This window comes from Desulfobacula sp., assembly GCF_014237455.1.
Taxonomy (GTDB): domain Bacteria; phylum Desulfobacterota; class Desulfobacteria; order Desulfobacterales; family Desulfobacteraceae; genus Desulfobacula.
Map to the genome: position 1 here is coordinate 18,763 of NZ_JABZFL010000016.1, position 25,100 is coordinate 43,862.

At 37.7% G+C, this 25,100-nt stretch carries 31 protein-coding genes and 1 tRNA gene; 8 read left to right on the plus strand and 24 right to left on the minus strand.

Features of this window, described 5'->3' with window-relative positions; translation table 11 throughout:
- Positions 1–17: 17 nt before the first annotated feature.
- The 8 genes from pyrH to coaE all read right to left on the minus strand — a co-directional run bounded on the left by pyrH (position 18) and on the right by coaE (position 6,679).
- A complete protein-coding gene (gene pyrH / locus HGJ91_RS03050; RefSeq protein ID WP_291346223.1) occupies positions 18–740 on the minus strand; it encodes a UMP kinase in 723 nt (240 codons plus the stop codon).
- A 4-nt stretch (positions 741–744) separates the two neighbouring features.
- Complete coding sequence (gene tsf, locus HGJ91_RS03055; RefSeq protein ID WP_291346224.1) at positions 745–1,341, minus strand: translation elongation factor Ts; 597 nt, start codon at positions 1,339–1,341, stop codon at positions 745–747.
- A gap of 1 nt (position 1,342) precedes the next feature.
- Positions 1,343–2,218 carry a 30S ribosomal protein S2 gene (gene rpsB, locus HGJ91_RS03060; protein WP_291346225.1) on the minus strand — a complete coding sequence of 292 codons (876 nt, stop codon included), beginning with the start codon at positions 2,216–2,218 and terminating at the stop codon, positions 1,343–1,345.
- A gap of 149 nt (positions 2,219–2,367) precedes the next feature.
- Complete coding sequence (gene prmC / locus HGJ91_RS03065; protein WP_291346226.1) at positions 2,368–3,255, minus strand: peptide chain release factor N(5)-glutamine methyltransferase; 888 nt, start codon at positions 3,253–3,255, stop codon at positions 2,368–2,370.
- 5 nt (positions 3,256–3,260) lie between these two features.
- Positions 3,261–4,325: a peptide chain release factor 1 gene (gene prfA / locus HGJ91_RS03070; protein WP_291346227.1), complete on the minus strand. Its 1,065-nt coding sequence runs from the start codon at positions 4,323–4,325 to the stop codon at positions 3,261–3,263.
- A gap of 66 nt (positions 4,326–4,391) precedes the next feature.
- The gene (gene rpmE, locus HGJ91_RS03075) at positions 4,392–4,610 is read right to left on the minus strand and encodes a 50S ribosomal protein L31 (RefSeq protein WP_291346228.1); all 219 of its coding nucleotides are present in this window, start codon (positions 4,608–4,610) and stop codon (positions 4,392–4,394) included.
- 55 nt (positions 4,611–4,665) lie between these two features.
- Positions 4,666–5,913, minus strand: a complete 1,248-nt coding sequence (gene rho, locus HGJ91_RS03080; protein WP_291346229.1) for a transcription termination factor Rho — start codon at positions 5,911–5,913, stop codon at positions 4,666–4,668.
- Between the two features lie 151 nt (positions 5,914–6,064).
- Positions 6,065–6,679: a dephospho-CoA kinase gene (gene coaE / locus HGJ91_RS03085; RefSeq protein ID WP_291346230.1), complete on the minus strand. Its 615-nt coding sequence runs from the start codon at positions 6,677–6,679 to the stop codon at positions 6,065–6,067.
- Between the two features lie 123 nt (positions 6,680–6,802).
- On the opposite strand from coaE, the gene ndk reads away from it, so the two are divergent.
- Positions 6,803–7,222 carry a nucleoside-diphosphate kinase gene (gene ndk / locus HGJ91_RS03090; protein ID WP_291346231.1) on the plus strand — a complete coding sequence of 140 codons (420 nt, stop codon included), beginning with the start codon at positions 6,803–6,805 and terminating at the stop codon, positions 7,220–7,222.
- Positions 7,223–7,266: 44 nt separating this feature from the next.
- On the opposite strand, the gene larE is transcribed toward ndk, so the two are convergent.
- Together larE and HGJ91_RS03100 are read right to left on the minus strand one after the other, a co-directional pair.
- Entirely contained in the window at positions 7,267–8,094 is an 828-nt protein-coding gene (larE, locus tag HGJ91_RS03095) for an ATP-dependent sacrificial sulfur transferase LarE (RefSeq protein WP_291346232.1), read from the minus strand.
- Positions 8,095–8,101: 7 nt separating this feature from the next.
- Positions 8,102–8,389 carry an antibiotic biosynthesis monooxygenase gene (locus HGJ91_RS03100; RefSeq protein ID WP_291346233.1) on the minus strand — a complete coding sequence of 96 codons (288 nt, stop codon included), beginning with the start codon at positions 8,387–8,389 and terminating at the stop codon, positions 8,102–8,104.
- Positions 8,390–8,542: 153 nt separating this feature from the next.
- Between HGJ91_RS03100 and HGJ91_RS03105 the strand changes: the two genes are divergently transcribed.
- Positions 8,543–8,616: transfer RNA gene (locus tag HGJ91_RS03105), tRNA-Gln, on the plus strand.
- A gap of 46 nt (positions 8,617–8,662) precedes the next feature.
- Here the strand turns inward: HGJ91_RS03105 and HGJ91_RS03110 are convergent.
- Positions 8,663–8,827 carry a hypothetical protein gene (locus HGJ91_RS03110; RefSeq protein WP_291346234.1) on the minus strand — a complete coding sequence of 55 codons (165 nt, stop codon included), beginning with the start codon at positions 8,825–8,827 and terminating at the stop codon, positions 8,663–8,665.
- 456 nt (positions 8,828–9,283) lie between these two features.
- On the opposite strand from HGJ91_RS03110, the gene HGJ91_RS03115 reads away from it, so the two are divergent.
- On the plus strand, positions 9,284–9,919 hold the full coding sequence (locus tag HGJ91_RS03115; RefSeq protein ID WP_291346235.1) for a hypothetical protein: 636 nt from the start codon (positions 9,284–9,286) through the stop codon (positions 9,917–9,919).
- A gap of 380 nt (positions 9,920–10,299) precedes the next feature.
- On the plus strand, positions 10,300–10,422 hold the full coding sequence (locus tag HGJ91_RS03120) for a hypothetical protein (protein ID WP_291346236.1): 123 nt from the start codon (positions 10,300–10,302) through the stop codon (positions 10,420–10,422).
- A gap of 137 nt (positions 10,423–10,559) precedes the next feature.
- Here HGJ91_RS03120 and istB read toward each other — a convergent pair whose 3' ends face one another.
- From istB to HGJ91_RS03140, 4 genes are all read right to left on the minus strand, one after another.
- Positions 10,560–11,285 (minus strand): IS21-like element helper ATPase IstB, encoded by a 726-nt coding sequence (gene istB / locus HGJ91_RS03125; RefSeq protein ID WP_291346237.1) that lies wholly within the window; start codon positions 11,283–11,285, stop codon positions 10,560–10,562.
- Complete coding sequence (gene istA / locus HGJ91_RS03130; RefSeq protein WP_291346238.1) at positions 11,285–12,757, minus strand: IS21 family transposase; 1,473 nt, start codon at positions 12,755–12,757, stop codon at positions 11,285–11,287. The genes istB and istA overlap by 1 nt, the downstream gene beginning before the upstream one ends.
- A gap of 12 nt (positions 12,758–12,769) precedes the next feature.
- Complete coding sequence (locus HGJ91_RS03135) at positions 12,770–13,090, minus strand: hypothetical protein (protein ID WP_291346239.1); 321 nt, start codon at positions 13,088–13,090, stop codon at positions 12,770–12,772.
- A 78-nt stretch (positions 13,091–13,168) separates the two neighbouring features.
- Positions 13,169–13,603, minus strand: a complete 435-nt coding sequence (locus tag HGJ91_RS03140; RefSeq protein WP_291346240.1) for a hypothetical protein — start codon at positions 13,601–13,603, stop codon at positions 13,169–13,171.
- Positions 13,604–13,828: 225 nt separating this feature from the next.
- Here HGJ91_RS03140 and HGJ91_RS03145 point away from each other — a divergent pair, with 225 nt between their 5' ends.
- The 4 genes from HGJ91_RS03145 to HGJ91_RS03160 all read left to right on the plus strand — a co-directional run bounded on the left by HGJ91_RS03145 (position 13,829) and on the right by HGJ91_RS03160 (position 17,795).
- Positions 13,829–14,731 carry a tyrosine-type recombinase/integrase gene (locus HGJ91_RS03145; RefSeq protein ID WP_291346241.1) on the plus strand — a complete coding sequence of 301 codons (903 nt, stop codon included), beginning with the start codon at positions 13,829–13,831 and terminating at the stop codon, positions 14,729–14,731.
- Positions 14,706–15,575 (plus strand): tyrosine-type recombinase/integrase, encoded by an 870-nt coding sequence (locus HGJ91_RS03150; protein WP_291346242.1) that lies wholly within the window; start codon positions 14,706–14,708, stop codon positions 15,573–15,575. Before HGJ91_RS03145 ends, HGJ91_RS03150 begins: the two co-directional genes overlap by 26 nt.
- A gap of 505 nt (positions 15,576–16,080) precedes the next feature.
- A complete protein-coding gene (locus HGJ91_RS03155) occupies positions 16,081–16,920 on the plus strand; it encodes a HEPN domain-containing protein (protein WP_291346243.1) in 840 nt (279 codons plus the stop codon).
- A 20-nt stretch (positions 16,921–16,940) separates the two neighbouring features.
- Complete coding sequence (locus HGJ91_RS03160) at positions 16,941–17,795, plus strand: hypothetical protein (protein WP_291346244.1); 855 nt, start codon at positions 16,941–16,943, stop codon at positions 17,793–17,795.
- 156 nt (positions 17,796–17,951) lie between these two features.
- On the opposite strand, the gene HGJ91_RS03165 is transcribed toward HGJ91_RS03160, so the two are convergent.
- The 9 genes from HGJ91_RS03165 to HGJ91_RS03205 form a co-directional block, all read right to left on the minus strand.
- Positions 17,952–18,299: a DUF3024 domain-containing protein gene (locus HGJ91_RS03165; RefSeq protein WP_291346245.1), complete on the minus strand. Its 348-nt coding sequence runs from the start codon at positions 18,297–18,299 to the stop codon at positions 17,952–17,954.
- Positions 18,300–18,337: 38 nt separating this feature from the next.
- Positions 18,338–18,889 carry a hypothetical protein gene (locus tag HGJ91_RS03170; protein WP_291346246.1) on the minus strand — a complete coding sequence of 184 codons (552 nt, stop codon included), beginning with the start codon at positions 18,887–18,889 and terminating at the stop codon, positions 18,338–18,340.
- A gap of 228 nt (positions 18,890–19,117) precedes the next feature.
- Positions 19,118–19,942: a ribonuclease H-like domain-containing protein gene (locus HGJ91_RS03175; RefSeq protein WP_291346247.1), complete on the minus strand. Its 825-nt coding sequence runs from the start codon at positions 19,940–19,942 to the stop codon at positions 19,118–19,120.
- Positions 19,943–20,617: 675 nt separating this feature from the next.
- A complete protein-coding gene (locus tag HGJ91_RS03180; RefSeq protein ID WP_291346248.1) occupies positions 20,618–20,962 on the minus strand; it encodes a hypothetical protein in 345 nt (114 codons plus the stop codon).
- A 195-nt stretch (positions 20,963–21,157) separates the two neighbouring features.
- Positions 21,158–21,811 (minus strand): lactate utilization protein, encoded by a 654-nt coding sequence (locus HGJ91_RS03185; RefSeq protein ID WP_291346249.1) that lies wholly within the window; start codon positions 21,809–21,811, stop codon positions 21,158–21,160.
- Between the two features lie 68 nt (positions 21,812–21,879).
- Positions 21,880–22,917, minus strand: coding sequence for an ADP-ribosylglycohydrolase family protein (locus HGJ91_RS03190; protein WP_291346250.1), 1,038 nt, complete (start codon positions 22,915–22,917; stop codon positions 21,880–21,882).
- A gap of 12 nt (positions 22,918–22,929) precedes the next feature.
- Positions 22,930–23,487, minus strand: coding sequence for a DUF2889 domain-containing protein (locus tag HGJ91_RS03195; protein ID WP_291346251.1), 558 nt, complete (start codon positions 23,485–23,487; stop codon positions 22,930–22,932).
- 425 nt (positions 23,488–23,912) lie between these two features.
- The gene (locus HGJ91_RS03200) at positions 23,913–24,044 is read right to left on the minus strand and encodes a hypothetical protein (RefSeq protein WP_291346252.1); all 132 of its coding nucleotides are present in this window, start codon (positions 24,042–24,044) and stop codon (positions 23,913–23,915) included.
- Positions 24,045–24,070: 26 nt separating this feature from the next.
- Complete coding sequence (locus tag HGJ91_RS03205) at positions 24,071–24,859, minus strand: DUF2279 domain-containing protein (protein WP_291346253.1); 789 nt, start codon at positions 24,857–24,859, stop codon at positions 24,071–24,073.
- Positions 24,860–25,100 lie beyond the last annotated feature (241 nt).

Genomic DNA, 25,100 nt, shown 5'->3' on the forward strand with positions numbered 1-25,100 from the left:
CCTCAGTTAATGGTTACTTATTTGTTATAAATCCGAGTACCAATAGCCTGGCCCCTTACAGCCTTAGAAATATTATCTTCCTTATGAAGATCAAACACCTGCACTGGCAAATCATGTTCCATTGCAAGGGAAATTGCGGTCATGTCCATTACGTGAAGTTGTTTTTCAATGACCCTCATATAAGACAATTCATCAAACATGACAGCATCATCATGAACCACCGGGTCTTTATCATAGACACCATCAACCTGGGTGGCTTTAAAAAGAATCTGGGAACGGGTTTCATGGGCCCGTAACACAGCTGCCGTATCCGTTGTAAAATACGGATTCCCCGTACCTGCTGCAAAAATAACCACCCGATCCTTTTCAAGATGTCGAATAGCTTTTCTGCGGATAAACGGCTCTGCAATCCTGTCCATTTGAATGGCAGACTGAACCCTTGTTGGAACATCACACTTTTCAAGGGCATCACAAAGAGCCAGACTGTTTATAACCGTGGCCAGCATTCCCATATTATCTGCAGAGGTTCTGTCCATACCGGCAGAACTTCCTGCAACACCTCTGAATATATTTCCACCGCCTACAACAACACAAATTTGCACGTTAAGACGGTAAACTTTTGCAATTTCCTCTGCAACATAATGAATCATTTCAGGGGTAATACCAAAGCCCTGATTTCCCATCAGGGCTTCTCCGCTCAGCTTAATTAAAACCCGTTCAAACTCCGGCTCTTTGTTCAAGATTCTATTCTCCTATCTGGAAACGTACAAATCTTTTTATCTGAATATTTTCACCAATTTTACCAATGGTCTCTTTTAATAAATCCGTAATGGTTTTCTGAGGATCTTTTACATACTGCTGACTCATCAGGCAGATATCTTTGTAAAATTTTTCCACTTTACCCTCGACAATTTTATCAATAATGTTTTCGGGTTTGCCTTGTTCAAGCATTTGTGCCCGAAAAATCTCTTTTTCCTTTTCAACCACTGCCGGATCAACATCCTCAGGATTCAGGCCAGCAGGATTTGTTGCTGCAATATGCATGGCAATATTTTTTACAAAGGCTTTGAAATTTTCTGTCTTGGCAACAAAATCAGACTCACAGTCCACCTCAAGAAGAACACCCAGTTTGGCACCCGTATGAATATAAGAATAAATAATACCCTCAGTGGTTGAACGTCCGGCTCTTTTAGCAGCCTTTGCAAGCCCTTTTTTTCTCAAAAGCACTATTGCTTTTTCCATATCACCTTCTGCTTCGGCAAGGACTCTTTTACAATCCATTATACCTGAGCCTGTTGCCTCACGAAGCTCTTTTACCATTGCTGCGGAAATTTGCACCATTTTATTCTACTCCTTCATCTTTGACTTTGCCGCTCTCTTTTGTCTCTTCAACGGGTGTTGTTCTTCTTTTAATCTTTTCAACGACAGGGCCATCAGTACCATCGGAAACAACCTCAATCAACACTTTTTCATCGGAAGAATCTTTGCTTTCTCCTGCGCCTTTTTTATCGGATTCAGCCTTTTGTTTTTCATCATAAGATGCCCTTCCCTCGATGCAGGCATCGGCAATACGGGAAGCAAAAAGGCGGATAGCTCTGATGGCATCATCATTTCCAGGAATCACGTAATCAATATCATCAGGATCACAGTTTGTATCAACAACAGCAATAATTGGAATCCCAAGCCTTTTACCCTCTTTCACTGCAATGGTTTCATTCTTAGGATCAATAACAAAAATTGCCCCTGGTAATCTTTTCATATGGCTGATACCGCCAATGGCAAACTCCAGCTTGGTTTTTTCTTTGAGCATTTTTGCCTGCTCTTTTTTCGGATAATTTTCAAGGGTTCCATCATTTTCAATTGAATTTAAAAAATGAAACCGGGTGATATTATTCTTAATAGTCTGAAAGTTGGTCAGCATGCCGCCAAGCCATCGATTTTGAACATAAAATCCTTCAGCACGGTTTGCTTCTTCATAGATCGCCTCGGATGCCTGTTTTTTTGTACCGACAAAAAGGACATCCTGACCTTTGGCAGCCACACTTTTAATAAAATCATGGGCCTCTTTGAATAGTTTTACGGTCTGCTGCAGATCAATGATGTAAATTCCGTTTCTCGCTCCAAAGATATACTTTTTCATCTTTGGGTTCCAGCGTTTGGTCTGATGCCCGAAATGCACACCAGCTTCCAAAAGTTCTCTAATTGTAATGTAAGCCATTTGTTCTCCAAATTAATTAATGGTTTTATCCACCATTCAGATCATTCCTGAAATTCGACTTTTCCCAAAGCACCTGATTTTCAAGTCCCTGAATGTGAGTTTTTTACTATCCAACAAAAATCCTAATTTATATATCAAAAAAAAAAAAGTTAATCAATTGATTTTTTAATTAAAACCACCCTGATATGCCTGGCCAAATCCCTTATGAATTCAATGGATTGATACTGAAGATATTGTTTTGAAATATTTTGAACACTCTCTTTCTGATCAAAGCCCATTTCAAGCAAAATTATTCCACCCGGGACAAGATAGCGATGAGCGCCATCTAAAATGGATCTCAAACAGGCAAGCCCGTCCCTGCCGCCATCAAGAGCAATACTGGGTTCAAACTGCCTTATTTCAGGCTGCAGATTTTGAATATCCCTGGTCGGAATATAAGGTGGGTTTGAAACAATCAGATCAAATTGTGGAATTTCTTTTAATGATGAAAACCAGTCACCGGCAAAAAAATGAATCTTTTCATTAATTATTTTTGGGGCTATCTTTTCCGCATTTTTTTTTGCAATCGAAAGTGCCATTACAGAAATATCGCTGGCAAAATAGAGATGATCCGGAGCCGCTTTTGCCAAAGAAACAATAATCGCCCCGGAACCTGTCCCCAGCTCAAGAACGGTTTTGGGTTTTAAGTTGCCTTGACAGGCATTTAATACGTTTAATGCTTCTTCAACAATGGTTTCCGTATCGGGCCGGGGAATCAAAACCTCGCTTGCCACCTTAAAATCAGATTCAAAGAACCCTTTTTCCCCGATGATATATGCTGCGGGCTCGTTTTGAATTCTTCTTCTGATTAAAGCTTTAAAATCGGACAGCTCATTTTTTTGAAGGGGACGGTCATGCTGAAGATAAAGATCAAGCCGCTTTATGCCAAGGCTATGGGCAAGCAGCATTTGGGCAGTCAACCTGGGACTGTCAATGGAATGGTCTTTAAAATAGGATTCAGTCCAGGCAAGAATCTTAATGATTGTCCAATCATTCAATTTTTTTAGGCAATTTCCTTTAATGCCTGGGCCTGGTTATATGTTTTAAGCTCATCAATGATTTCCTGGATATTACCTTCCATAATACTGTCCAGTTTGTAAAGTGTAAGACCGATTCGGTGATCTGTCATCCGCCCTTGCGGAAAATTGTACGTCCTGATCCTGCCGCTTCGGTCACCTGTTCCCACCTGCCCTTTTCTCTCAGCTGCTCTTTTCCCTTCCTCTTCCCTGACTTTGGCGTCAAGGATACGGGACTTAAGAACATTCATGGCTTTGGCTTTGTTTTTATGCTGGGATTTCTCATCCTGACATGTGGCCGTAACACCGGTTGGGACATGGGTAATCCTGACCGCAGAATCTGTTGTGTTTACCGACTGGCCCCCAGGCCCCGAAGATCTGAACACATCAATTTTAAGATCTGCAGGATTAATATCAATATCAATATCTTCAGCCTCGGGAAGAACAGCTACGGTAACAGCAGATGTGTGAACCCTTCCCTGGGTCTCCGTTTCTGGGACTCGCTGGACACGATGCGTGCCGCTTTCATATTTAAAACTGCTGAATGCACCCTTCCCTCTCACCAGGAATACAATCTCCTTAAACCCGCCCGAGCTGGAATCATTCTTCTCAACAATCTCCAGGGTCCAGTTTTTGGATTCAGTATACCTTGAATACATTCTAAACAAGTCGCCGGTAAAAATACCTGCCTCTTCTCCACCGGTTCCAGCCCGGATCTCAAGGAGAACATTTTTATCATCTCTGGGATCTTTTGGCATCAAAAGGATATTGAGTTGTGATTTTACTGCTTCAATTTTTGAGTCAAGACCCGGAATCTCTTCTTTGGCCATGGCCCGTATTTCGAGGTCAATGTCCTTTAAAAGTTCCTTTGCCTCTTTGTGCTCCTCCAAAAGTTCTTCATATTTCCTGAACATTGGAACAATTTTATTGAGCTCCCCATGTTCTATCAGATAGCTCTGATACTTTTTTTGATCGCTGATGACGACCGGATCACTCAAAAGCTGCTCAAGCTTAATAAATCTTTCTTCAATGCCTTTTAATTTTTCTATCATAATTCAGAAACTCAAAAGGGGTTCTTTTGTTAAGACCCCTTTTTGATTACAACTTACTAAAAAGTGTTAAATAAGTTTTGTCGCGTCAAACCCTGCATATTTCTTCTTGAAACGATCGATTCTTCCGGCAGTATCAACCAGCTTTTGTTTTCCAGTGAAGAAAGGGTGACACTGGGAACAGATTTCCACTTTGATATTCTCTTTTGTTGAGCCAACTTCAAACGTTGCGCCGCAAGCACAAGAAGCCGTAGATCTTGTGTATTTTGGATGTATCTTTTTTTTCATTTTCCTTAAAACTCCTTACCATGCCATATCCCTGGCAATTATTTAATTCTTACCTTTATGAATTCATCAAATCAAGAAACTCTTTATTATCCTTTGTTCCTTGCATTTTTTCAAGTAAAAATTGCATGCTGTCCACAGAATTTAAACTTGACAGCAATTTTCTTAAGATCCACACACGGTTCAAAACCGTTGGATCAAGCAGCAATTCTTCTTTTCTCGTACCTGATTTATTCATATCAATGGCAGGGAAAACCCTTTTGTCAGAAAGCTTTCTATCCAGGACAAGCTCCATGTTTCCCGTACCCTTAAACTCTTCAAATATAACTTCATCCATACGGCTGCCCGTATCAACCAAAGCGGTTGCGATAATGGTCAGACTGCCGCCATCTTCGATATTTCTTGCCGCACCGAAAAATCTTTTGGGCCTGTCAAGGGCGTTTGAATCCACACCGCCAGACAGAATTTTGCCGGATGGCGGCATTACAGAATTATATGCCCTTGCAAGCCTTGTAATACTGTCAAGCAAAATCACGACATCCTGGCCCTGCTCAACAATTCTTTTAGCCTTTTCAATGACCATCTCAGCCACCTGAACATGGCGTTCCGACGGTTCATCAAAGGTTGAGCTTACCACTTCGGCATCAACATTTCGTGCCATATCGGTCACTTCTTCGGGGCGCTCATCAATCAGAACAATCATTGTAACAATGTCTGGATGGGCTTTAACCATGCTATTGGCAATATTCTGAAGCAACATGGTTTTACCGGCTTTTGGCGGAGACACAATCAACCCGCGCTGGCCAAAACCTATGGGTGACATCAAATCTATCACCCGCATGGAATAATTATCTGATTCAGCCTCAAGATTCATTTTCTGCTCAGGATAGAGAGGTAATAAATTATCAAAAAAAATAGTTTCAGCAGCAAGTTCAGGATTTCGAAAATTAACAGCCTCAACCTTAAGCAATGCAAAATATCTTTCAGAATCTTTGGGTTGCCGAACCTGACCGGAAATTGTATCACCGGTTCTCAAATTAAACCTTCTGATCTGTGAAGGGGATACATAGATATCATCAGGGCCGGGAAGATAATTATATCCAGGCGCTCTTAAAAATCCAAAACCATCAGGAAGGATTTCAAGCGTACCTTCACCATAAACCTGGCCGCTCTCTTCAATGTTTGCCTGGAGCAAGGCAAAAATTAACTCCTGCTTTTTAAGGCCACTGATTCCTTTAATTTTGTATTCCTTAGCAAGCTTGGTCAACTCACTAATCTTCATCTTATTTAAATCGACAAGGTTCATTCATTCTCCCAAATTTGTTTATTATTTTTTACAGGCTAAAGTTTGTTATTGAAATACACCTTTTTGAAGTCTGAAAACCAAAAATGACATGGAAAAATTGTCAGGTATTCTGAAATTCCTTATTTAACGTTTGATTAATAAGGCAAAAATATCACATTGTCAAGAATTCTTTTTGGATTTTATTAAAGAGATTGTCAACAGATTCAAAGAGTTCAGACCTTTTCCCCTTGTTGAGGATAACATGGTCCGCTCTTGTCATTTTATTTTCCTGGGACATTTGAAGATCCAGTATCTTTTGGGCATCTTTCTTTGTAACATTGTCCCGATCAGAAATCCTTTTGACAAGATCCATATCCTTTGCCATGACGGCAATCGTGACATCAAATTGTTTCTCCATACCCAATTCAAACAATAAGGGCACCTCAACGACCACCGCTTTTTTGCCCTTACCTTCTGCCTTTTCTATCTGAAAAACCATTTCTTTGAGAATTTGAGGATGTAAAATATTCTCCATTTTTTGTCGAAGTAATGAATCATTCACAATGATATTTCGCAGCCTTTCTCTGTCCAGAGTTCCCTCTTTTCGGACCACCTTTTGGCCAAACGATTCAACTATTTTTTTAAAGGCCTCCTCTCCGGGCTCCACAACCTGTCTTGCAATTATATCACAATCCAAAGTGACCCAGCCTATCTCTCTAAATCTCTGACATACAAGACTCTTTCCTGAGCCTGCCGATCCTGTGACTGCAATCCTTAAAATTTTCATATCATTTAAAACTTTGATGTTCTGTGTATTGTTTTAACCCGGCTGCATAGATATTGACTTATAATACGGTTTTATGATAATTTTCAAGCCCGTTTTTAATAATAATTGAAAGGACTAAAGATTGTGGAAAGAACTTTATCAATAATCAAACCCGATGGGGTTGCAAAAAACCTGATCGGTGAAGTGATCAAACGATTTGAAACCAATGGTATTCAAATTGCCGCTATAAAAATGATCCGGCTTACAAAAACACAGGCGCAAGGATTTTATGCCGTTCATAAAGAACGTCCGTTTTTTAACAGCCTGACAGATTTTATGACTTCCGGCCCTATTGTTGTCATGGTTCTTGAAGGCGAAAATGTAATTGCAAAAAACAGGGAGCTCATGGGGGCTACCAATTTTGAAGAGGCTGAAGAAGGCACTATCAGAAAAGAGTATGCAACAAATATAGAAAAAAATGTTGTTCATGGTTCTGATGCGCCTGAAACAGCCGCTTTTGAAATTGGATATTTTTTCAATGATCTTGAAATCCAGAAAAAATAATCCACACCATTAATAAACCAAAATCCGCAGTCTGTAATTAAATTTTATGGCTGCGGATTTTTATTGTCTGAAATTTCATAATTCATCTTCCCTGTTTTATAACCATCAATATCAATACTGGTATGCTCAAATCCTATTTTTCGAAATTCCTTTGATATCTTTTGTCTGATATCACTATTCAATATCCTGTCTACCAGCCCAGGTTCAACTTCAACCCTCGCTATTTTCCCATGGCATCTCACCCGCACCTGGGCAAATCCCAACTCCTGTAGAAAAAATTCTGCTTTATCAACCATAATAATATTTTTAGCCGTTATCTTTTCATGATATGGAATCCTTGTCGCCAGACAGGATTGGGAAGGCTTATCCCATGTTTCGAGCCCTAATTTCCTTGAAAGCTTCCTGATATCAGCTTTTGTATACTTTGCATCTACCAGAGGAGAATAAAAGCCAAGCTCTTTAGCCGCCTTTAATCCCGGCCGAAAGTCTTTTAAATCATCCAGGTTAACAGCATGAACCAAAGATTTAACACCCAGATTTTCAGCCGTCTCTTTTATCAGTGAAAACATTTGTTTTTTACAATAATAACACCGCTCCAAAGTATTGCGAACCACCTCTTCATTTTCAAGGATATCCACATCAAGACAGATATGTTGAACCCCAATTGAACGGGCGATTCTCTTTGCAAACTCAATTTCCCTTTCCGGCACAAACTGTGAAGAAACAGTAATGGCAAGTAACTTTTTCGGATTTATTTTTTTTGCCGCTGCCAGAAGAAAGGTACTGTCAACACCGCCAGAAAAAGCCACTGCAACTGCGGACAATTTTGTTAATTTTTTTTCAAAATCCTTAAGTTTTTTATTGTAATTCATTTCATCCTTATTGATGGATATAAACCTCAAATTTGGTTTCAGCACTGGTAAGGGTATCAATCTGTTCCTGGTATACTCTTCTTTCTTTACTGACAAGCCATTTTGACCAGTCATCAATATGCTGCCATTTACTGATGACAAGAAGTTCGCCTTTTATATCTACCCGTTTTAAGGTTTCAGCCCCGATATAGCCTTTCTGATGCAAAGCTGCCCCTCTCATCTCCCGGTACAGCTCTTCCAGCAAGCTTTCGTTTCCAGGCATAAACTTTCTTTTAATCAATACTGTAACCGTCATTTTCCCCTCCCATATATCATAGTTTTTATGAAAAAATACGGAACACCGAATGTCCTATATACCACAATCCACCTGCCTTTAACAAACCCGGCATCCAAGATAATTCTTGACTAAACAACAGGCTTGCTATATATAAATCCATCATTATTTTGCTGGGTGATCGTCCAACGGCAGGACTACGGACTCTGACTCCGTCAATTAAGGTTCGAATCCTTATCACCCAGCCATTTAATAGCAAGGGTTTTTGGCTTTTATGTTGAAAGCCTTTTTGCTTTATACGGCTATTTTAATGTTGTTTTTAATGTGGTTTTCACTTTCTATGTATCCATAATATTTAAAAACCCAGCCAAAACATGACCAGGTTTTTTCTTTACAATAAAAATTATTATTTCTATGATGCGGTTGAATGAAATGAAGAATCTTTTTTGATTCTTTCATTTTGTTCCCCTTTACCCCTGGGGGCCATTCACCTCTGGGGGTTTTTTTGCTCCTGAGATTGGATAGAATTGTTTTGCAGGGGACAATAACCACCCGCCAGTTAACACTAAAAAGGCTTTATTTGTTGGCCAAGGCTGTAATCAACTTGGTCTCCAATAAAGATTATTCTGGCAGATTCTTTCTGAATCAATTATATTTTTACTAAAACTTATTTTTTAAATATCTTTACTGATTTCTGAAATATTGTTATAGAATTCTCGAATCAGATTTTTTTATTTATCTGGTCGGATACCATTCAAATTTACAAGATACACAGAACCATATAATTATTTTTCTCAGCGTCTGAACGAAGTTAGCACTGCATTAAACAGGTTCCTATTAATAGGAACCTATAATCAATGGCGAGTCAATTTTTTTTAAAAAGGAGATTTACTTATGGGTAAAGAATTCTACCGGGTGTGGGTACACGGACACAATGCAAAACTGGACAGGCCTCACGAATTTTCACTGGAACGAAAAGCGGGTTGCGCACTTATTCAATCCCCTGCGCCCTTTCAAACCGCCTACTATGCCGAATTCTATCAATGGCAGACTGTTCGTAATTGGGTGCATTTCGAGGTACCCACCGCCTCTTTGTGCAAGCAGGTGAAAGAGGAGGAGGATAAGCGCAAAACCACTTACGGGAATTTGCAACCATTATCCATCGAACTGGTAAAGGTCCATGTTAGGTTCGTTAATCCCTGGGCCAAAGATGCAGTGGACGCGGATTGGGCCATGGGAGAGATCTATGGTATTAAGGTGTGGGACGCCGAGACCATGATATGGGACGAACAATTTGATTGGAGTGTCAAACAGCAAACTCCCACCGGGAAACAATACCCCTATAAAAATAATTCTATGATAGGTTATGCTGTAACAGACTGGACCACAGTCACCTGGCCGGATATCGGTAGGAATTCGAAAAAATGGGGCAAAAAGCTCGTTCATTTTGGTGTGGGCATCTCCCTGGATATTGGACTGACACAAAGTTGGTCGAAACCCGGTGCTATCTGGATCAGCGCGGTGGGCTGCGATTTCCTGGTGGATACCTAAACTGAGCCTGCAAAGCCACCTGTAATTGTATTTCCAAAAGGTGATCATGGGTTGAATACACATCGCTCTGAAAGAAACAGAAGAATTTTCGAATGGTTTGATAGATATTTGAAACAATGATCGATTTATTTTAAAAAAGTATCTACCAACCGAATGAACTCGGACGCGGGACGTTCAACTATATTTTCTGACAAAATTATTTCAAATCATTTTTCAAAACAAACTCTATATAGTAAATTTATTTTGGGATAATATTTTCAAGTTTGACACAAAATCAGGTTAGTCTCCAACTTGACGTAACAAAATCATAATTGACCTTTGATCGGCAAAGGGTGATTATCTGCTTGATATTTCTACAAAAAATAGAAATGGAGGTCGATATGAACCCTGACTTAATGTTACACCAAACAGAGTATAAATTTGTTCCTTTTCGAGAAAATACTCACTATCAAGATCAGACAGCTTTTAAAAAACGTAAAGTTGAACTGGAAACAGCGGTTTAAAATCCAGCCAAAATCACCGTTTAAAAACCAACCACCCAAGTTCATGAACGTACCTGTGCGGCACTGGCAATAAACCAAAGTTAAAAGTCCCTATTTAGGCCCGGATAGATGGCCCTTATCTGTTTTCAGTTATTTTTTTATAATTTTTTTCGATAGCTATCTCCTTCCATAATAAGGATATCAGAGTTGTAAACGAGGCGGTCGGCAATCGCTGTGGCAACAGTGGTTCCGTCAAAGATGTCTCCCCATTTGGCAAACGGTAGATTTGTCGTTATGATAGTGGACTTTTTTTCATGCCGGGCGCTGATGACTTGGAAAAACAGGTTTGATCCCTGCCTGCCCAACGGAAGGTAACCGATCTCGTCACATACAAGAATGTCCTGTGATTGATAGTATTGCAGCTTTTTCAACAAAGTGTGGTCTGTTTTTGCGACAACAAGCTGATTGATCATATCCATAGCTGTTGTAAAAAGGGTTTTAATCCCTGCCTGGGTGGCGGCATAGGCAATGCATCTGGCTATAAAAGTTTTACCTGTGCCTGGATTGCCGATCAGGATAATATCTTTTTTATTCTGGATAAACCCAAGATCCATCAGGTTCAAAATCAGGTTTTTTTGTTTTTGCCGGGATTCATGGTGGGTGAAGTCAAATTGGTCTATGGTTGTTTTTTCTCCCAGCTTTGACTGTTTGAACCTTAAAATGATCCTGGCTTGTTTCCTACAGGCAATCTCGATTTCAAGCAGTCGATCAATGGTCTGAAGGACCGATAGATTATTCCTGACACTTTGATCTAAAATATCGGCCAGATTCAGCGCACAGTTTTTCAGGCGAAGTGATTTGAATTTATCAATTACGGCTTCCATTATTTTTTCCTCCTTTGCAGTGCAATGGCATCATAGTCAGCAAGATTGGGCTTTAGTAGACGGATTTTGTTGAGATTTTCGTCTTTTAAGGCCACTGGCTGGTGGCGGATTGTCGGAGTTCTTTCCTGATAGAGGATATTTTGGATATAAGCAAATCCATAGAGTTTATGTGTTAGAGCCTTTTTCAGGGCATATATCAGCGATGACGTGCCATAGTCATCATTTAAGATTAACAGACGGTCCACTGTCTTTTTTAATGGCTGTGATGCATATGCAAGCTTCTCAAGGTAATCCACGGCTTCCTGGCCCAATGACATGAACACCATCATCTGTTTACCCATGAACACTTTTTTTCTGAGCTTGCGAACCTGTTCACTGTGGGACGGTAGATCAATGCGTTTTCGTTTTTCCCAGTTTCTCAAATGGCTTGCCACCAGCTTTTCTTTGTAATAGACAGATAGGGTCCTGGCATCCGCTTTAAGGGTTATTGATTTGCCAACCAGTCTTGGCGGCACCGTATATACATTTGTGTCAAAACGGATGCCAAAATCTTTGTATACCTTCAGTGTCTCAGTCTCCCGGAAGTCAGGCAGTGGATCTATCAACGGCCTTAGGGCATCCTTTACAAATCGATGGGCGGGCCTCTCTCCAGTGGTCTGGTGCTGCCTTTGATTGGCCGAGGTATCAAGCCATGCCAGGACCTGATGGTTGACATCATCCAAATCTATAAACGTCCTGAGGGGCCAAAAATTGTATCGTAGATATTTAATACTGCTTTCGACCTTTCCTTTTTCATGGGGGGCCCTGATATTGCAAGCCACAGGGGTAATGCTAAACTGTCGTAAAAAATTTAAAAAGGATTCGTTAAAACGGACCATGGACCCCACACGTTCAGTCACTGCTGTCAGCATATTGTCCACGACAATTTCTTTGGGTGTGCCTCCAAAATAATTGAAGGCTTCAACAAGGGATTGATGGAGTGCCTCCTGTTTTTGACTGTGGGTAAAAACCACATAAAGCATTCTGCTGTGGGATTCAATTACGGCCAGGGCATATAGCTTCCTTGAGCTATTCCCATATGCAAGGCTGCCAAAATGGCCCCAGTCAATTTGTATCTGTTGGCCTGGCCCGGACTCAAAACGGATAAAGGCTTCTTTATAAACATTATGTCTAAGGTGCTTGAGATAATCCCGGACAATGGTTATTTCTCCATCAAACCCTTTATCGTGTATCCGCCGCAATACAACGGGAGCCTTGACCTTTGGATATTGCGTCATCATCTCTTTGATAAGTTCCCGGTATGGGTCAAGTTTTGAAGATCTTCCTTGCCTTGGTTTATAAGTTGTATCCGGATGCTTGAGATATTTGCTAACCGTGCCCCTGTCCAGATTTAAAGTCTGGGCAATCTGTCGTTTGGAAAACAGCATCTCTTTTAGCCGGTGTATTTCAAAAACAGTTCGTCTGTCTATCATCGGATTTCCTCCCTACGCTGTATGAGTGCTTTTTGGCAATGAAAGGACCTGGAACAAGGTGCCGTCATACATGATAAGATCTTTATGGATCAGACTGCTCCGGGCAAAAATATAATCGCCTTCCTTGAGTCCCAGGGTGGCGCAAATGGTTCTGTCACCGTAAAAGGAAAGCCCATTTTGGTCCGAAGCCAATACCAAAAACAGATAAAGAGCAAGTTCCTGCCAGCTCAAGGATTGTAAAAAACCATCAGTCAAGAAACGATGGGGGATGAAGCTAAAGCCTTTGCCTGTAGTGCGAATCCGGTCATGAGCAAGCACTTTTTTTCTTATCATGTTGCCCTCCTTATTTATTTGGATTTTGACCTGTGTAACACAAACATTCTTCCTTTGTCCCCGAGTCCATCTTTGCAATTATGAGGGATTGATTGGTACTGTAGCGATAAAAATTTTTACCGCGTCCATCTTTGCAACGGTTGGTATAAGCCAATATTGCCCGGAAAGGCTTTGTAGACTGGATTTTCTCGAGTCCATCTTTGCAATACCAAAGGTTTTTGATGGTTTGGGCGGATGCTGTTGTTTCATGTTTCTGATTTTCTGGAGAACACGATTTCTGTTAGCTTTTTTCGGGTTCCTGCGGCGATATTTTTCCCAGTAATCAGGGTTGTTTTGAAGCCATTTTTTTTGTGATAGACGTTGGCCTTCCTTGTAATCCGGATCAGATGCAAGCTTTTGTTTTTGCCACAGGGCTTTTCGAATCCGCTGGCAAGCCGGTTTTGAACAAAAACCTTGGGATTTATTTCTTGGAACGAAAAAAGTGCTGCAAGCTGGACAGGGAACAGATTCCATACTCCCTCCTGAAGGCAAATATCAATACGAGGTGAATTAAATAGAGGGAATTATAGAATTAAAAAAGATATTTAAGGGAATGAAATGGAGGGAATTAGATTGATGGCGGGTTATTTATCCTGAAATTGGCTGGGAAAAAATCCCTCAGGATGGCAGGGAATTAAATCCCCGTTTCCAGTTGAACATTATCTAAAAGTATTTGATACCACAGGCATGCCGTCGTCGATGCTTGAATATATATCAAAATTTTTTCAGTCTTTAGTTAGACGTAATCTGAGTATGGGCTCTTTGGTGCAATATTTTCATGCTTTGAAGAGATTCTTTTTGTTTTTTAAATCATTGGGTATGAGCAGGCTTGAATTTGTTGATAGAGAACATTTAGGTGCATTCATCGAATATTTGCAAGATGATAATTTGATGTCATCTTCCATTAATAGTTACTTAAGAAGCTTATATGCGATTTTTGGATTTTTGGCAGAAAGAAATGTGATCAGCTCCGATATCATGAAAAATAAATTCAGATTGAAAATGCCGGATATACTCCCCAAAGCAATTGATCCGGATGATCTCAAGCTTTTTCTATCTGTTATAAATACTGCCCGGGAACGAGCATTAATCCTGGTCCTTTTAAGAACGGGTATGAGGATAGGAGAGCTACTGGGAACAAAAATTATAGATATTGATTTTTCAGAAAAAAAAATTGAGATTCCCCAGGCTCAAAAAACTTATGAGGGTCGGATAGTATACATGGGTGATGATGCTTGTTCTGCTTTAAAGAACTGGTTAAAAGAAAGGTTGCCTGGTAAGGAATACATCTTTTATGGCAGTGGAAACCGTGAAAAGCTATCGTATCCCATGGCCAGGGTTCTGTTTGTTAAACATATGCAAAAAGCAGGATTGTCTCACAAAGGGTATACGTTGCATTGTCTGAGGCACACATTTGCCAGTGAATTGCTAAATGCTGGAATGCGGCTCGAATGTCTGCAAGTTCTCTTAGGACACAAGGATATTGAAATGACAAGGCGTTATGCCAGGTTGACAGATATCACCAGGAAACATGAATATTTTAAAGCAATGGAAATAATTGAAAAGGGAGAAATTGATGGACATTATAGATTCCTTAATTAATTTTCGTCGTTTTTTAAAGAGAAGAAACTGTGCCAAAGGAACAGTTAAAAACTACATGAACTCTCTGAAAAACTTTGTCATTTGGCTTGATCTTCCTATTGAAGATGTGACCAATCAGCATATATTGGCGTATATCGATTGCCTTTTAGATAAAAGACTTCGTGCAAAGACAATCAATAATAATTTGGATGGCATACGCGGTTTTTATAATTATCTTCAAAATGAAGAAAAAGCTGTTAATAGCAATCCTGTAAAAAAAGGTTATTGCCTGCGTTTAGGCAGACCCTTACCAAAGCACCTGAGAGATGAGCAGGCACAAGAAATCTTCAAATTCATTAAATCTATTCGTGATCGGGCGATTTTTATGTTGATGCTGCGCTGTGGATTAAGAGTGGAAGAAGTTGTTAATCTTACTTTGAATGCGATTGATTTGAAAAGAGGTCAAATCCTAATATTCAAAGGGAAAGGAGCAAAAGGACGTATCGTTTATTTCAGCCAGGACACGTATGATGCACTTGTGGCCTATATGAAAAAAAGAAAATCTTCAAAGACTCAAAATCTTTTCCTTGTTGAAAAAGGAACTTACAAAGGAAAAGCGATTTCAGTCCGGGGCATTCAAAAGCGTATTGAGTACTACTCCAAAAAAAGCGGGATAAAAGTATCCTGCCACCATTTACGGCATACGATGGCAACGCAATTGTTAAATGCAGGCGCAGATCTTGTAACAATACAGGACCTGCTGGGACATAGCAAAATTACCACTACTCAAAGATATTGCAAGGTGTCGAATTTAAGGGTTCAAAGGGATTATTACAAGGCAATGGATTGTGTGCTGCAAAGATAAAAGGAATTTAACCCGATTATAATGGGGCTCTGCCCCAAACCCCGGGATTTAACGCTTTACCGACAAAAACATGATGAAGCAAGGGCAGTACAAGAAGTACTGCCCCATGTCTTCGTCACCAGCTTCGGTGCTCGGGTTGCTTCCCAGCAGAGCCCTGTCCTCCGAGCTGGTAAAAACACAATAGCAAAATGGTGAAAGAATACAATAATGTTGTTTCAAACAATTATGAAATGTGGTAAATAATATCAAAATATCTTGTTTGCTCAATGATACACAAGTGATTGATTTAACAAGAAATATCAAGATATGTTACGTCAAGTCTCCAATAAAATTTAACGGGGAATGGATTTATTCGTTTTTGCTTTTTTCTATATAATTGAATATTTCTTTACATAAATTTGAAACACTGGTACTGATTTACAGATCATTTTTTTATCATTGCAGGTCAGATAACATTTCAAATCACATAATATCCAGATCTGCACGATAGCTGGTTATATTTTAAATGGATATAGAGCACACACGATATAGATTTGTAATCCATCATTTGAATTCCTCAAACTCGATTGATTCTGAGGAAATATGCTTTTCATCACCACACTTCCCATCAACAAAAAAAGATGAAGATTTTATTGAGGGAGAGCTTGTAATAAAAAATCCTGATTGCCAGGCCATTCCAGAAGAGAAGGTAAAAATATGCCTGGAAGCATCATTTTCTCTGTCAAGTCAAATATATTGCCCAGTAGAATTAAAAAAATTTTACCCCATTTCACTTTCAATTAATTTAAATGCAACTGGACATTGCACATATCTTTTAACAAATCCAAACGAAGTACGACTGATTTGGGAGAAGTATTTACCTCTAATATTACAAAAAAATCATGAGTTCCATCATGCAATAAATTGGTTTATGCGTTCACTCAAATCCAATGACTCAATCGATAAATTTATCTATGCCTGGATCACGTTAAACTGTTTGTACGGTTATTTATCAAATACTAAAGGACATCATAATGGTATTCGTAGTCTAATATATAACAATATCCCAACAATGCCGGTTAAGGAGGATATTGTAAGAAAACATAGAACTATTTTTGAATTTCTTGCATCTTTAGATTTGGTAGATAAACGTAACCTTACAAACTGGTCTACAAAACTAAAAGATTCTTTAGTAAACAATAATATCAACGAAATAATTGAAAATGGCGTGTCAGCAATCGCAATAGTCCGACATACAATATTTCATGGAAATGTAATTGACAGAAATACTGAGGCAGAACGATGTATATGGCCCTTAAACCATCTAAATGCTGAGATACTAAAAAATAGATTATTAAAACAATAAAAAATTGACGGGATCTTAAAATGTCTTCACAAAAAGGATTAATTGGTTTTTTTGACGTGCTAGGATATCAAAATTTACTTGAGAATAATAAACCAGAAATTGTGGCGGAAACAGTAATACCGATTATGCAAGGTTTAGACAATTCCATTATAAAATTTTTCATGACATGTTTAGATAAGGTAATGCCAGAAATCAACCCTGAAACTCTCGTAGAAGAGGTTTTCCACAAAAAACATAAAATTAAAATAGATGAATCAACAAAACAAAAAATCATTGAAGAAATATTTAATAAAAAAAAAGATGGCTCATTAAAATTTAATTTTGATAAAAAAATCAAAGAAATAGATTGGTTAGTTTTTTCTGATACAATTTTATTAAATATGCCAATCGAAGAAATTGGAAAGGCCAGAAATCAAATCGCCATTTTTTTTATGGCATGTAAAATACTAATGGTAACTATGTTTATGCATGGATTGCCCTTAAGAGGGGCTGTCGATTTTGGAGATTATTATATCAATAAAAATTGTTTTGCGGGTTTCCCAATAGTAGATACATATAAATTGTCCAATATGTTGGAACTGTCTGCATGTGTCGTGTCAAAAGAATTAGAGGAGAAGTTAAATAAAAATGATTTCTTGAAATTTTTTAAGCACTATTCATCACCCAAGCGGGATTATTTATATAGCTATCTTGTTCCACTAAAAGACAAAGAAGAACAATATCAAACAATAGCCTATGCTCCCCCCTTATTAGAGGGTGAGAATTTAAGACAATCAATTTTATCATCTTTTGGGAAACACAACAAAACCATACCACTCGCAATACAGGACAAAATTCGAAATACTGAACAATACTTTTATTTCACTTCAATATAAACAATTCCGTGAATACCATATTTATTTCTAACAAAACGATGCATTGGAAAGACCGGTTATTTCCATATTAAAATTCAACTATATTTCCTGCCAATTTTAATCACCCACATTTTTTCAGAATGTTCTTTATAATATATATTGCTTATTCCATACATTCTAACCCCAAAAGCAACCGTATTGATCCTGGTCAATAGCTTCTAAAACTTCTTCTAAAGATTCAGATTCCCCAAAAGGTTCATACCAGTGCCATTTCATATCAGCTCTTTTCCAATAGAGTTTCCAATTTTTTGATTTTTTAATATAAGTTGCTTTAGCGACAGAACCCTCAATTTTTTTGCTTGGATCATCCCATCTTGAACGAATTTCAAAAATTTCAAAACTTTGACCTGAAATTCTGAAAGAAATATCAAAGTCATCTCTTAAACTGAGTTTGGGTCTTCTTTGCTCAATATATTTACCAACCAGTTTTTCGATTCTTTTTATTTCAAATTCACTTAGTGCCATGGATTGCCCTTTTTTCTGAGTACATAGATCTATCTACCTTAGCTAATTCTTTTTCGAAGCCAATCAACATATTTATTGTAGCCGTTGTAGTTAAAATTTTTTGAATATTTATTCATAAACCCATGTAAATATGAAGTGTTATGGAGTGTTACATTCTTTTTTGTTGTCAATTTCTCAGATAGTTCCTCAATGGAAAATTCTGGTTCATAAGCTGGCAGTATGAAATCAACTTTGACACTCGGATTGATAGTCGTGAAGTGCCTTATTTGAGAACTATAGACGCAAAATATATGATTTATTTGTTTGGTGTTAACAGATTCAGAAATTTTCCATAGGGCAGTCCCCCCAACACTAAAACCGATTAAATTTAAAGAAGAAATTTCTTTGTTCAAAATAGATTTCACTACCTGACAATATTCATTTACTCCAACTTGCTTCATAAAATAATTATACGCTTCCTGTTCATTTTGGAAATCCATAAATTTACCATAATATGGATCAATTATCCTTGTGCCAGTCAATAAAGAACGGCATAATTTATCTAATGCAGGAGTTTTTCCAAAAATATCCGAGACAATAAAATTAATCATTTTTTTTATAAAAAGTTAATTCCCATATACTTTTTTCTTCATCATATCTAATAATATAAATTTCTTCATCAGACCCCAAAATTTTGAAGTACCGATGGGTGGGTGCCAACCACATTTCTAAAACCTTCTTCACCTTTATTTCTTTGTCATCCAGAAAAATGGATTGGGGTGTTTCTTCTCCTCTGTAACCAGAGTAACACTTCACCTTTATTTTAAAGCCGTTCATTCTTAATATGAAAATGGTAGGTACATATTAACAATTGACTCATCAACTTCAAATGGATTGTCCTTTTTGGGCGGTATCTCCAACCCACCCAATTCAAGAGGAAGACCCTGAATTTTTTTGTTATATGCTGTGATCATCAGATATTCAAGATTTAAAACATCCTCTATGTTATAGGCAAGCAGCGTTTCCAAAGCTTTTTTATCTTTCCGGCGCCGATAATGATTCCATATTAGAACCGCCATAAAACCATCAACACCATCCAGGTCATCGCCTCTACCGATACCCAATTGTTTTTCACAGGATTTTAAACCGCCAGAATAACCCAAACTTTTCAAAATATATCTTAAATCCAAGTGACAATGAGATATCTCGATATTAAAAAAACTTTCAATAAATGGGACGTCAAAGGTTTTACCGTTGTAGGTTACTATGACATTATAATCACAAATGTCTTTTTTGAATTCATCCAAATTGATCCCATTCACATAGTGCTTAATATTTTCACCATCATACAAAGCAATGGTTGTGATTTTATCCCGATATGTATCGAGACCAGTTGTTTCTATATCAATATAAGCTGTATTTTTCTGAAACCTTTTGAAGATTCTCCATTGTTCACTCGATGGCAAATTGTCATAATATTGATGAGGATCTTCCATGTTAGATCTGGATGTATTGATATGATTTATTATTTTTTCCCTGGTTCTTGGTGGTATAGAATTAGTCGGCGATTTTATAAATTCTTCATTGGTTCTAATTTCATTTTCCCAGATCTTTCTTTCCGTTTTTTGTCCTATCGATGGAATATGAAGAAAACTACAGTTCAACATTGATTGAATTCCTTATTTAAAGTTTAGCACGTTATTCAAACATAAAAATATAAAAAATACGAGAAATTTTAAAAAATTAAATCCTTTATAAAATACGAGTCAGATCCATTTTCAAAATTGGAGTACATTTTTTTTTCAGATCGATTTTTCAATCCGGGATGTATTTTTTGGATTTATGTACAAAGGCAAGGACACCATGACAAAAAATTTTTGTATATTATTTGAAAAAGCGGATTTGATTTTCTAAAAGATCATGTCCATTAAATCTTAATGAGTCACTTGTAATTATTTTAAGTGAGTTGTCTGAATTTATAAAAGATACCTTAATTATAGTTAAGGAACCAGGGGGGCAATGATTATGCAAGTTATGCCGCGAATTTTTTCTATGCTGGAGATCCATCAGCTTATAAAAGTTTATGGTAAAAAAACAAAACTTCAATTGAAAAGTTTATTATTTTATAAGAGTTTGGTATTGAGACCCTATGTTAAATACCACCTCAAATACCTTAATAAAACTGGCAGCACTGGTTTGGTACACTGGGGTTGTTGTTTTAATCGCAAAAAGTGGCACCTTATTCCTTGAGGCGGCGAAGGGTGGGGCTGATCAACTATTCATCTTGATGGCGATTTTATGTGGAATTGTGATCGAAAAAATTAAAGCAAAATATCTATTTAGAGAGATGTGTAAACCAAAGAATTTGAAACATCGTTGTTTCTTTGCCCGGCTATTTTTAATGCAGCCGTAATGGCATATAGACCCTTTTCATCAACTCCGACCGCTACTTGTCTTTTGTCTTTAAAAATCATTAATAGATAAACCAAAGGAAGATCTGAAGAGACTTTTTTGGCAATAGTCGGCATTTCTTTTATCGATTCAAGCTGATCTAAATCAAAACCAACCATTCTTTTCTCAATGAGTCGTTCTTTGATATTTGGCTTTACCCAGAAGCGATTTTCGGCTTCATCAAGAGTTACCATTCGGCACTGATGTTTTTTATTGACATAAACTATCTTCATTTTAAATCTCCTGCTTGTTCGACAACCTATTTGTCTTGAAACATTTCAGATGACTCTGTCTTTCAGTTTTTGTTTAAGGTTTCAGATCCTCATAGTCCCAAGCATAGTCATTTTTAACACCTCTTTCGGAGAGTTGGTAGAAGTCTAATCATATTTGCAGACGTCTACCCAATCTCCCAATAAGAGAGTCGGTTTTTATAATCCCAGATCTTCATTTATTAATACAATTTTAGTTCTCTTTTTTGGGAAAGATTTTTGTGTGATTGTCCATGTATTACAGATTCTGGCACTGCTTTTACATTCGGAACATTCTCCGGTTTTAATACATGGTGTTTTCATATCAAGACGCATGGCATTTGCAGGAGCGACATAATTTTTAATCCGTTCCATGGCAAATTCTATATCAGGAACAATCTTGTTTCTTCCAGTGAGAACCAGAACATTTTTTGGACCGAACGTAAGGGCACCAACCCTGTTACCAACCATATCGAGATTAACCAGATATCCATCTTCAGTTACAGCATTGGTTCCAGTTATAAAAAGGTCAGTTAAAAGCGCCGCCCTTCTCATCTCTGTCTTTTCATCATTTGACAAAAATTTGTCATGTATATCAAGGACCTTAAAATTCTTTTGGTTTTTAAGGTTATCATAAAGACCTGTGTTTATAAAAGTCATGGAGCCTCCCCATGATATACTTTTGATATCCAATGCCGGTATGATATTTTCTAAAACGATTTTTGAAGCGTCGGCTGAATTGTCAGCAATAAATACTTCAAAGTTATTTGATTCAAGTGCCTCTTTCACATTCTCAATCTTTAGTTTCCAAAAATTCTTAATTGGATCTTTCATTGGCGTTTCCTTTATTTATTAATTTGATTCGACCTGTTAATATAATTTTGTCCCATGTTAATCCTTTTTTATCCAAATTGATCATACAGATCGTCAGCAACTTCTTCAATTAGCTCTTTCAACTCAAGTTCAGACAGCCAATTTTCAGGGAAAATATCAATTCCATATAAAGCACCCAAAATATTCCCTGTAATAGATCCGGTTGAATCACTATCTCCAGAATGGTTAACCGATAAAAGAACACCTTTTTTGAAATCATCATCGGCTACCAAACTACAATAAAAACTTATCGCTAATGCTTCTTCTGCAATCCATCCGGCGCCAATTTTCTCAATCACTTCAGGTTCAGGAATTTCTTTGCCAACTATATCAACCGCATCACCAATTGCTCTTAGAGTCTCTTCATGGTTTTTATCAGCTTTTAAAATCAGAGTAGAACCTTCGATTGCTTCAGTCAAAGAATTACCAGAAATTATCAAAGAAGTCAGAGCTGCAAAAGTGCCAGCAGCTAAATATCCTGTTGGATGTCCATGTGTAAGAGCAGCTAATTTACAACCAAAATGAAATGCTTTGTCTGGATCATCATATGCAAGTCCCACCGGTGCCATACGCATTACACCACCACAACCTTTACTGTTATTAATAGGATCTCCAATGGTACTTATTTTTCCAGATTTCAAAGGAGACAAACAACTGTTCCCAGGTGCTCTTGATGAAAAAAGTTCCTTATGACCCGTCAATACGCCATCGACGATTGAGCAGGTGCCGTGATTCCGAATAAGATTATCCTGGAGATTTATTTCTTGAGTATATAACCATCTCAAAAGAGCATGATACCCAGCAGAGATGACACCTTTATCTCGTTCATATTCTTGTCGTACTTTTGATAAAATCAATCCTTCTGCTGTGAATAGGGTCATCTGAGTATCATCGGTAATGGCACCGTTTCGACCATAAGCTTCCGAATAATCAGTCAAACCCATTTCTCCAAATTCGGATCTGATCTGATCAATTGACATGAATTCAATGGGTGCGCCTAAAGCATCGCCTATGGCACCACCAAGGATGCAACCCTTAAAGTGTTCTGCGGTTCTTTGATTTGTCATTTTTATTGTTTGCTATTCTTTATTATTCTGTTTAATAAAACTTTCGGCTATTGGACCACTCCTACGCCATGCCCAACAGGTATCTATTAAGTATTTCCCTATGTCAAACTCAGAATTCTCTATTCTGTCCTTATCACGTGCTCCGAATATCCAGTACCCCTGAAGTGCTGCTGGCGCCATAGATAAAAGCAATGTTGTCAAATGGACACATCCTTTTATACCACCCGCAATCTTTTTGACTTTGGATGTGAATCCCGGGGCAATGTTAAGTCCCTTTATTTTATCAAGACTGTTTTCCATTTCTCTGCAAACATTATCATGGGGAGCGCATGGAATTTTCGCATGAATATCCACTATTTTTAATTCAGAAATTTTGACAAGTAATTGAATTTGCATATGATGAAATACATTAGGTTCAATAGGTTCACCAGATCTCTCATAAACTGTTATGAGATTTTTTTCTTTGAACTCACCTGTAATTAATATGTGCTCGCCATCAACAATATAGCTGGATATATCCAAATTTCGATTATGTATTTTTTCAAGATTAGCTGTATCTAAATATTCCATTAAAATATTTTATCCTCCTGAATAAAAAACCGCTAATTTTTTAAGAATTAAAAAAGTATATCAATATACCAATTCCAAGTTGAAATTAAAAATTTATATTAAGCACTCATATCAGCATAATCAAGTTGGCAAACACAGCTACACTTTGAAAGCTCAAGCCCTGTATCGTTCCAAACTCTATCAAATTCTTTAAAAAGAATAATTTTACAGTCAGAGTATTTCCGGATCTCATCAATTATTTGTTTTAGCAAGTCTTTTGGCCAACGGGTCTTTGACCTCCCTATGTGTCAGGATAGTTGTCCATTAGCCGCAAAAATGTTTTAATCATCGAAACACGGCGGAAATGGAGGACCAAATGCACTACAGTAAAAAACGAAAGAAACTGTTTTAAAAAAAATGATGCCCCCAAACAATAAGAGCATTCCTCAGATATCCCAGGAAGACGGTATCCCGGAAAAAGAACAATCCACCGTAAACCCTCTCTGACGAAGTCGTTGCGCCAGAGTTTCAATAAACAGCTTTTCGCCATCGACAAGAAGAATATTGAATGGGGTCATGTATTTCTCCTAATAAAGGCTTCCGGTTAATTCAAATCTTTTTTAACGCTTAGATATGTATAGGGTAATTGAATATAGTTTGCGATTTTTGATGTTTTTTTCATTGAAAGGTCATTAAAAATTTTCGAGAGGTTTATGCCAACTCCAACATATATATTTCTTTTTTTATTTATACCATTTGAATATCCCCGTGTGTAATATCCAACATGCAATTCAAGATATTTTAAATACTTTTTTTTAACACAATCAAACCCGTCAAGCTTCAATGCCATAAGATATTTTGAATGCTCATAATCTGTAAAAAAATCCACAGAATCAAAGTTTGGAATATATTCAACCCTGAAGTCAATTTTTCTTGATAATTCAGGATTTGTGTAAAGAACATAGCCGGCAATACTGCCGATACAATTCATAATAAAATCTTCTGAAGAAAAACCATAACTGGAAAATGAATCCCCCATCTCCATAAAGCTCATAAGGCCAAAAGAAGACCATGAGCCTAATAATGCCCCTTTCTTATGGGAATACCCCCAATTTTCATAGAGACTGCCAAGAGCATGTGACAATGTGTAGCTAAGATAAAAATGAGCCAGTTTATCTGCACCCCCTTCTTTAGTGTTCTCAGAAAACCAACCTTCATTTGCTTTGGAAGGCGAATTCCCAAAATAATCCCAGTTTGCGACACCCCAGGCTGTAACAGCAGCCAATCCTGCAATATTTGTCATTACCACCTTTTCTTCTTTTGAAAAATCAGTATCAAACCCTGATACTGTTAAAGGATAAAACAGGATACATATTAAAAGGATATATCGCATGATGAACCTCCAGGATAAATTTTTAACCCGGTCTTTAATTTGAAATAATCTTTTTGATTTATAAAAGCAAGAGGTTATGACTGTCATTTTCAATTTTTATCATATAAATCACCCAACTTGATTACTGTGAATAATAACGGTCATAAAAAACGATATTTGAAAAGATGGGTTGCGAAACATCCTGACGTGGTATAAGAAAAATTATCCCATCGGGGTTGAATGGCTTGAACTTAACAAAGAA